Source organism: Micromonospora sp. NBS 11-29 (genome assembly GCF_002140155.1).
Taxonomy (GTDB): Bacteria; Actinomycetota; Actinomycetes; order Mycobacteriales; family Micromonosporaceae; genus Micromonospora.
This window is the reverse complement of record NZ_NAPR01000033.1, coordinates 22,706-30,547: the sequence shown is the minus strand read 5'-3', so window position 1 is coordinate 30,547 and position 7,842 is coordinate 22,706. Positions and strand designations below refer to the sequence as shown.

The following is a 7,842-nucleotide window of genomic DNA, read 5'->3' as shown; positions in this document are numbered from 1 at the left end:
GGCCCCGCGCCACCGGCAGCCACCTGTCGAGCACCGCCACGCCGGAGGAGGTGCACTTCCTCACCCCCCGGCGATTCGTCGTGGACCGGGCCGCGGCGATCCGCCGCCGGCAGCCCGAGCGGTCCGAGGCGGGGCTGCCGCCGCAGCGGGTCGCCGCGTTGGGCGTCGGCCCGAAGCTGTACGGCACGGCCGAGGCGCTGCGCGCGGCGCTCGCCCGGGTGGGCGCGGTGGTCGCGACCGACTGGACCTTCGACACCACGCTTCCGGCGGCGGGCCTGCGGCTGCCCGCCGCGGCGACGCGGCATGTGGTGCCCTACGACATCACCGACTACGACCGGACGATCCGGGGCTTCGACACGGCGCTGACCGCGCTGCAACGCGCCGGCGTGGACGAGGTGGCGTTGCTCATCGAGGGCAACCCGGACACCCTGGACGTGCTCGACGGGGTGGGGCTGACCCGCCGTACGGTGGAACTGGTGCCCGGGGTGCCGGTGGCGGTGGCCGCTGCCAGGGAGGTCACCGCCCACCTGCGTCCGCACCCGTTCGGGTCGGGGCTGGCCTACCTGTCGGGGTTGCCGGCGCGGCACGGGCAGAGCCAGGCGCAGCTCCTCGCCGAGCTGTCCTGCTACCTGGCCGGCGGGCTGGCGTGCGTGCTGGTGGAGATGACCTTCAGCGACCTGGCCTCGGCCGTCGAGGCGATCCGGCGGGCGCCGGTGCCGAAGACCGTGGTGGTCCTGGCCGACTACTCGTCCCGGTCGGCCCGGGTACGGGTGGCGCACGCCCGTTCGACGGAGGACGTCCGGGCCGTCATCGCCCGGGGTCGGGGCGTGCTGAGCACCGTGCTGGTCTTCGACGACCCGGCCGGGGACCTGGCGCGGGCGCTGCGGTGAACGCCCCGGCCACGGTGGGCGACGTGGTCGCCCTGCTGGACCGGCGGCACCCCGTTGACCTGGCCGAGCCGACCGACCGGGTGGGTCTGCTCCACGGCCACCCGGACGGTCCGCTGCGGCGGGTGCTGCTGGCCGTGGACGCGGTCGCCGGGACGGTCCGGGAGGCCCACGCCGACGGCGCCGACCTGCTGGTGACGCACCGCCCGCCCGCACCGGAGACGGTCGCGCACGCCGACGCGGCCGGTCTCGCGCTGTACACCGCGCACAGCAACGCGGCGGTGGCCCGGCCCGGGGCCTCCGACGCGCTGGCCACCGTCCTCGGGCTCGGCGCGACCGACCCGCTGGTGCCGGTCCCCCGCCCCCGCGACGTGCTGGTGGTGTTCGTGCCCGACACCGAGGTGGAGCGGCTGGTCGACGCCGCGGCCGCAGCCGGGGCCGGGGTGATCGGCGACTACCGCCGGTGCGCCTGGTGGACCGCGGGCACCGGCACGTTCGTGCCGGTGGTGGGGGCGCGCCCGGCCACCGGGGCGGTGGGTCAGGTCAGCCTCGCCCCGGAGGCCCGGGTCGAGATGACGCTGCCGCGCAGCCGCCGGGCGCAGGTGCTGACGGCGGTACGCGACGCCCACCCGTACGAGGAGCCGGCGTGCTATTTCTTCGAGCTGGCCGAGCTGCCCGACGGGCACGGGTACGGGCGGGTGGGCGAGCTGCCCCGGGCGATGTCGGCCGGCGAGCTGGCCGGCCGGTGGGGCGGCGCCGTCCGGGTGGCCGGCGACGCCCGTCGGCCCCTGCGGACGGTGGCGGTGTGCGCGGGCGCGGGCGGACGGTTCGCCGGGGCGGCGCTGGCGCGTGGCGTCGACGCGTATTTCTCCGGTGACCTCGCCGCCGTCGACGGCCCGCCGGTGCTGCTCGACGCCGGCGGTTGGGCCACCGTCCGGCCGTGGCTGGGGGTGGTGGCGCGGACCCTCGCCACCGAGTTCCGCGGCCGGCTGGCGGTACGGGTCTCCGCGCGGGACACCGACCGGTGGTCGCTGCTCGGGCCGCACCCGGGTGCCGACGGCGCGACCGGCCCGGACGTCGCACCGGGCCGGGCCGACGGGGTACGACCGGCCGGGGAGGCGTCGTGCTGACCGCGGCCCTGTGTCAGCCGGCGTCGTCGGCCAGCCACACGTTGGTCAGGTCGACCCGCTGCAGGTGCGGCAGGAAGCGCAGGTTGCGCACCCGGGGCGAGCGACCGGAGCGCGGGGCGACGGCCGCCGCGACGAGCGGGACCACCGGCAGGTCCCGCAGCACGGCGAGGTCGAACCGGTGCCAGCGCCCGGCCGCCCGCACCGGGTCCGGTTCTTCGCGGGCGGCCGCCAGCAGCCGCGCGACCCGGATGGAACGGTATCCGCCGTGGTTCCGGCCGCCGGCCACGTCGTCGACGACCATCGACCGCAGCTCCCGGCCCGGGTCGGCACACCCCTCGGGCGTCCAGTCGCAGAGCGCGACGTCCCACCGCCCGGCCCGGCCGTGCGCCGGGTCGAGGAGGAGGTCGTGCAGGTCGGCGTCGCGGTGCGCGGTGACCCGAGCGGCGATGCCGGCGGCGGCCAGGTTGGCGGTGAGGATCTCGGCCGCCTCCCGCCGGCGGGCGTCGTCGGGCACCAGCAGCCGCAGCCGGGGCCGCACGCCGGGGCCGAGCGCGGCCAGCGCGTCCCGGGACGCCTCCGGGTCACCCCGGTGGTACGGCGTCGGCCAGGGATCGTACGGCCGGTGGCCGGGCAGGCCGGGCGGGAGAAGGCCGTGCTGGAGGCGGAACGGCACCCCGGGCACCGCGAGCGCCTCCGCCACGGCCAGCCGGTCCACGGCGAGCGCCACGGCCCGGCGGACCGCGTGCCGGCGCGGCCCGCCGGGGCGGTCCGGCCCGCGCAGGTTGAACACGAGGTACGCGTCGAGCCCCCAGCTCACGGCGGAACCCGCCCCGGTGGACGTGTGCCGCGCCCAGCTCAGGTCGACGGTGCGGCCGAGGGCGGCGGCGTCGAGTTCGTCGGCGGCGACGCCGCCCCGGGCCTCGATCCCGGCGACGAACCGGGCGCGCAGCGGGTCGCCGGCGGGGTTCCAGGCCGGGTTGTGCGCCAGCCGCACCACGCCCTGGTCGGTGCGCCCGACCGGCCGGAACGGGCCGGTGGAACGGGGCACGGCGGCGCCGGGCAGGTGCGCGTCGTACTCGGCGGGCACCGGGGCGAGGGCGGCGGCGGCCAGCAGCCGGACGAAGTCGTCCACCGGCCGGCACAGCCGGAAGACCAGGGTGTACGGGTCGACGGCCCGGATGCCCGGGATGTCGTGCCGGTCGGCGAACTCGGCGCACCCGGCGGCGGTGGGGTGGGTGCCGGCGGCCGCCCGGCGGGCGGCCGTGTGGTAGTCGGCCAGGCCGAGGACGGCGTCGGCCAGCGGGGCGAGCGCGGCGGCGCGGGCGGTGGGGCCGGCGAGGCGCTTCAGCCCGCGCACCACGTCGGACGCGGTGACCGGGCGCGGCGGGCTGGTGTCCCAGTGCACGTCGGGGCGCAGCCGGACGGTCCATCGGAGACCGTCGGCGGTGACCGCGCCGCCGGCCCGGGTGGGCAGTTCGGCGGCGAGGTCGGGCACGGGCCGGACGCACCGGTCGGCGGGCGGGAGGACGGCCGCCGCCGGGAACGCGAAGAGCTGCCGGGAGGTCGCCCAGAGCAGTTGCCGGGTGGCCGGGCCGTGTGCGGTGGCCGGATCGAGCGGCTCGATCCGTTCGGTGGTGAGCAGGCGCAGGGTGCCGCCGTACGCCGGCTCGGCGAGGTCGGGGCGACCCGCCCGGCCGAGGCCTCTGGGCCGGTCCACGAGGGACATCGGGCCACTCCTCCCGCCGTCACGTCGCATGTCACGCCCGTTCACTATATATAATCTATAGTGATTGGTCGATCGGGGTGACCGTCCGCGCGCAACCGAAACTGGCACAGCGTGTCGGCGACATCGCGGTGTGATGATCTCTGTTACTATCCTTTAGTCAACATCCGCGTCGCGGCCGCACCCGCCCGGGTCGCCTGGCTTCCGCCCATGAGGCCTGGCCTCCACCCCACCCGTGGGCGCGGCCGTCCTGCGAACCCGACCGGAAGGACGACCGTGGGCCCGAGCGCCGATCTGGCCATCGAGACGCGTCACCTCACCAAGACGTTCGGCACCACCCGGGCCGTCGACGGCGTCGACCTGGCGGTCGAGACCGGCACCGTCTTCGGGTTCCTCGGGCCCAACGGCGCCGGCAAGACGACCACCATCCGGATCCTGTCCACGTTGACCCGTCCCGACTCCGGCACCGCCGAGGTGTTCGGGCTCGACGTGGTGCGCCGGGCGGAGGCGGTGCGCGCCCGCATCAGCCTCACCGGGCAGTACGCCTCGGTCGACGAGGACCTCACCGGCCGGGAGAACCTGATCCTGCTCGGCCGCCTGCGGGGGCATCCCTGGCCGCGCGCCCGGGCCCGGGCCGACGAGTTGCTCGCCGCGTTCGACCTGGCCGAGGCCGCCGGTCGCTCGGTCAAGACCTACTCCGGCGGGATGCGCCGCCGCCTCGACATCGCGGCCAGCGTGATCGTCCCGCCCGACCTGCTCTTCCTCGACGAGCCGACCACCGGGCTGGACCCGGCCAGCCGCAACCAGGTCTGGGACGTCGTCCGCGCCCTGGTCGAGGCCGGCACCACCGTGCTGCTCACCACGCAGTACCTGCACGAGGCGGACGTGCTGGCCAACCGGATGGCGGTCATCGACCAGGGCCGGGTGATCGCCCAGGGCACCCCGGCCGAGCTGAAGTCCTCGGTCGGCTCGGCGACGTTCCAGGTGCGCCTGCGCGACGCCGAGCAGCGGGCCGAGGCGGAGCGACTGATCGGGTCGGTGCTCTCCGCCGCGGCCCATCCGGGCGGCGACCCGGCCACGCTGACCGTCTCGGTGACCGACCCCGACCGGGCGTCGCGGGCGCTGGCCGAGCTGTCCGCCGCCGGCATCCCGGTCGCCGACTTCTCCCTCGGCCAACCCAGCCTGGACGAGGTGTTCCTGGCCCTCACCGGCCACCGCGCGGAGGACGACCGCACCGCACAGGAGGAGGTCGCATGAACCCGACCCGGACGGCGGAGACGTCGCCGTCGACCGCCGACGCGCCGGTCGCCGCCACACTGCTGTCCCGCGACCGGCCGACTCCCCCCGGCCCGCTGGCGGCGTCGCTCGCGTTCGCCTGGCGGGCCCTGGTGCGGGTCCGCCGCAATCCGCAGCAGCTCTTCGACGCGGTCGGCTTCCCGGTGATGACCACGCTGGTCTTCACCTACCTGTTCGGCGGGGCGCTGGCCGGGTCCACCCGGGAATACCTGCAACACCTGCTGCCCGGCATCGTGGTGCTCTCCGTGGTGATGATCAGCATGAACACCGGTGTGGCGCTCAACGTCGACATCAGCAAGGGCGTCTCCGACCGGTTCCGCTCGATGTCGATCTGGCAGCCGTCCGTCCTGGTCGGCTCCCTGCTCGGCGACCTCGTGCGGTACGCCGTGGCGGCCACCGTGACCGTCCTGGTGGGACTGGCGCTGGGCTTCCGTCCGGCGGACGGTGTCCGGGGCGTCGTCGTCGGCATCGTGCTCGTGGTGATCTTCGCGTTCAGCCTGGCGTGGGTCTGGACGGCGCTCGGCCTGGCCGCCGCCAAGCCCGAGATCGTGATGAACGTCAGCGGTCTGGCCGTCTTCCCGTTGCTGTTCCTCAGCAACATCTTCGTCGGCCCGGACACCATGCCCGGCTGGCTGGAGACCGCGGTCGGCCTCAATCCCGTCACCCGCGCGGTGACCGCGGTGCGGCACGCCATGGCGGGCACGTTGACCGCCGGCGACCTCACCGCCTACGCCGTCGCCTGCGCGGCGCTCGTCCTGGTCTTCGGCGCGATCACGGGGGTGCTCTACAACCGGCGGCGCCACACCTGACGTCGTCCATCCGGTCCGGCCGGGCCCCGGCCGGCGGTCCCGAGGAGGTTGCCGTGTCCTCATCCACCACCGAGTCCGACCGGCCGCTCACCACCGACGACGATCCCACCGGGGAGCGGCGGCTGCTCCTGGCGTTCCTCGGCGACCTGCGGGGCCGGGCGGTGCTGGACGTCGGCTGCGGCGACCCGGCCCTGACGGCGTACGCGCTGCGCGGCGGGGCGCACAGCTATGTCGGTGTCGCGCCCGACGAGGAACGCGCCGAGGCCGTCCGGCGGCTGCTCGACCCGAGCGTGGGCCACGTCCAGGTGCGCGACCTCAACCGTTGGTCCGGGCGGGACGGCTCACCCCGGGTGGACGTGGTGGTGTCCCGACGCGCGCTGCACCAGGTCCGCAACCTGCCCCGGTTGCTGGCCGCCGTGCAGCACGACCTGGTCCCCGGCGGCCGGTTCGTCCTCTCGGTCCCGCATCCGATGGCCACCGCGGTCGTCGGCAGCGCGCACGGGCGCGGGTGGCTGCGCACCGCCGACTACTTCCGCGAGGGCGAACGACCCGCGACCGAGGCGTTGCCCGGGCCGCCGCCCTGGCACCGGACACTGGAGACCTACCTGCGCGAGCTGCGACTGTGCGGGCTGCGACTGGACGAGTTCAGCGAGGGACTGGCCGGGATGGACCACACCGCCGGGCCCTGCGGCCCGGGTGACGGCCCGCGCTGGGCGGCGTTCCGCTGCGTACGGGTCTGACCGGGTGGGCCGTCCGGCCGGCGTCGGCCGGGCGGCCCCGCACGCTCAGGCCATCGCCTCGGTCAGCTTGATCATCGAGTCGACGGCGTGGTCGATCTCCTCGCGGTTGTTGTAGAGGTGCGGTGCCAGCCGGATGGCGAACCGCTCGGTGTCGGAGCCGCGCACCGGGAAGAACGTGAAGCGCAGGTTCACCCCGTACTCGTCCTCCATCCGCTGCTCGAACTCGACGAACCGCTTCATGTCCAGCGCGTGCTGCGGGTCGCGGAACGGTTGGAAGGCCACCATGCCGCAGTGCAGCCGCNCTTGAGGTGCCGGCTCAGGCCGTGCACGTACCGTTGGATGTTCTCCTGACCGATGGTCTGGAAGATCTCGCAGGCCGCCTGGAGCGCCGGCCCCCGGGACAGGTCGGCGGAGCCGGTCTTCTGGACCAACGTGCCGATGTCGTACGTCGGCTCGCGGGTGGTGGTGCGCGGCGGCAACTCGCCCTCGATCGGGTACCACAGCGAGATGATCGGCCAGAACGTCGGCAGCGGCAGCGGGTTGTACTCGGGGAGCACCTTGTTGCGGGCGTAGAGGATGCCGGTGCCCATCGGCCCGCACTGGTACTTCGACCCGGAGCCGCTGAGGAAGTCGACGCCCATCTCGTGCAGGTTCAGCGCGAACTGCCCGGGCAGGTGGGCGCCGTCCACCACGCTGATCAGCCCGTGCCGCTGCGCCAGCTCGGCGAGCGCCCGGTTGGGCATGGTGGTGCCGACCGTGAAGGTCACCGCGGCCCACTGGAGCACCCGGGTACGCGGCGTGATCGCCGCCTCGAACATCTCGACGATCTCCTCGGCGGACTGGTCCGGACCGAGTTTCGGGGTGAGCTTGCGGACCACCACGCCCCGCCGGTTGTGCAACAGGTTCAGCGGGGCCTGCATGGTGTAGCACTCGTGCGTGGTGGTGACGACCTCGTCGCCCTCGCCGAGGTCGAGGCCGTTGAGGATGCGCGAGTTGCCGTCGGTGGCGCCCTGGACGATGGCGATCTCGTCCGGGTCGCAGCCGTACGCCGCGGCCAGCACGGCCCGGGGCTCGTTCATGGTGGTCGGCGGGTACGGGTCGCGGGGGTGCCGGGCGAAGTCGTGGTCGGCGAGCTTGAGCAGCTCCAGCACCCGTTTCGGGGCGGAGCCGATGGTGCCGACGTTGAGGTGGTGCAGGGCCGGGTCGATGGTGAAGAGGTCGCGCACCTGCCGCCAGGTCGCCTCGTCCTCCAGCGGC

At 75.2% G+C, this 7,842-nt stretch carries 8 protein-coding genes; 5 read left to right on the top strand and 3 right to left on the bottom strand.

The features are described from left to right. Nucleotides 1–890, top strand: an 890-nt coding sequence (locus tag B1205_RS30175) for a hypothetical protein (protein ID WP_176308848.1), incomplete at its 5' end; no start/stop codon positions are given. Further along, a complete protein-coding gene (locus tag B1205_RS30170; protein WP_176308847.1) occupies nucleotides 887–2,017 on the top strand; it encodes a Nif3-like dinuclear metal center hexameric protein in 1,131 nt (376 codons plus the stop codon). The genes B1205_RS30175 and B1205_RS30170, both read left to right, overlap by 4 nt. Before the next feature lie 13 nt (nucleotides 2,018–2,030). Here B1205_RS30170 and B1205_RS28265 read toward each other — a convergent pair whose 3' ends face one another. Further along, nucleotides 2,031–3,743 carry an ABC transporter substrate-binding protein gene (locus B1205_RS28265; protein WP_176308846.1) on the bottom strand — a complete coding sequence of 571 codons (1,713 nt, stop codon included), beginning with the start codon at nucleotides 3,741–3,743 and terminating at the stop codon, nucleotides 2,031–2,033. Between the two features lie 273 nt (nucleotides 3,744–4,016). Here B1205_RS28265 and B1205_RS28260 point away from each other — a divergent pair, with 273 nt between their 5' ends. The 3 genes from B1205_RS28260 to B1205_RS28250 are packed head-to-tail and all read left to right on the top strand — an operon-like array spanning nucleotide 4,017 to nucleotide 6,585. Then, a complete protein-coding gene (locus B1205_RS28260) occupies nucleotides 4,017–4,997 on the top strand; it encodes an ATP-binding cassette domain-containing protein (RefSeq protein WP_254910275.1) in 981 nt (326 codons plus the stop codon). Next, nucleotides 4,994–5,845 carry an ABC transporter permease gene (locus B1205_RS28255; protein WP_089158374.1) on the top strand — a complete coding sequence of 284 codons (852 nt, stop codon included), beginning with the start codon at nucleotides 4,994–4,996 and terminating at the stop codon, nucleotides 5,843–5,845. Before B1205_RS28260 ends, B1205_RS28255 begins: the two co-directional genes overlap by 4 nt. A 53-nt stretch (nucleotides 5,846–5,898) precedes the next feature. Beyond that, nucleotides 5,899–6,585 (top strand): class I SAM-dependent methyltransferase, encoded by a 687-nt coding sequence (locus B1205_RS28250; protein WP_176308845.1) that lies wholly within the window; start codon nucleotides 5,899–5,901, stop codon nucleotides 6,583–6,585. Between the two features lie 45 nt (nucleotides 6,586–6,630). Here the strand turns inward: B1205_RS28250 and B1205_RS28245 are convergent, their stop codons facing one another. Next, nucleotides 6,631–6,825, bottom strand: coding sequence for a hypothetical protein (locus B1205_RS28245; RefSeq protein WP_140158161.1), 195 nt, complete (start codon nucleotides 6,823–6,825; stop codon nucleotides 6,631–6,633). Then, nucleotides 6,822–7,664, bottom strand: a complete 843-nt coding sequence (locus B1205_RS28240) for an aminotransferase class V-fold PLP-dependent enzyme (protein WP_441338590.1) — start codon at nucleotides 7,662–7,664, stop codon at nucleotides 6,822–6,824. The genes B1205_RS28245 and B1205_RS28240 overlap by 4 nt, the downstream gene beginning before the upstream one ends. Between the last annotated feature and the right edge of the window lie 178 nt (nucleotides 7,665–7,842).

Bases quoted from the DNA above. Each gene is read 5' to 3' on its own strand.
- B1205_RS28265 (WP_176308846.1), bottom strand. From the start codon at position 3,743: ATGTCCCTCGTGGACCGGCCCAGAGGCCTCGGCCGGGCGGGTCGCCCC.
- B1205_RS28255 (WP_089158374.1), top strand. From the start codon at position 4,994: ATGAACCCGACCCGGACGGCGGAGACGTCGCCGTCGACCGCCGACGCG.
- B1205_RS28245 (WP_140158161.1), bottom strand. From the start codon at position 6,825: ATGAAGCGGTTCGTCGAGTTCGAGCAGCGGATGGAGGACGAGTACGGG.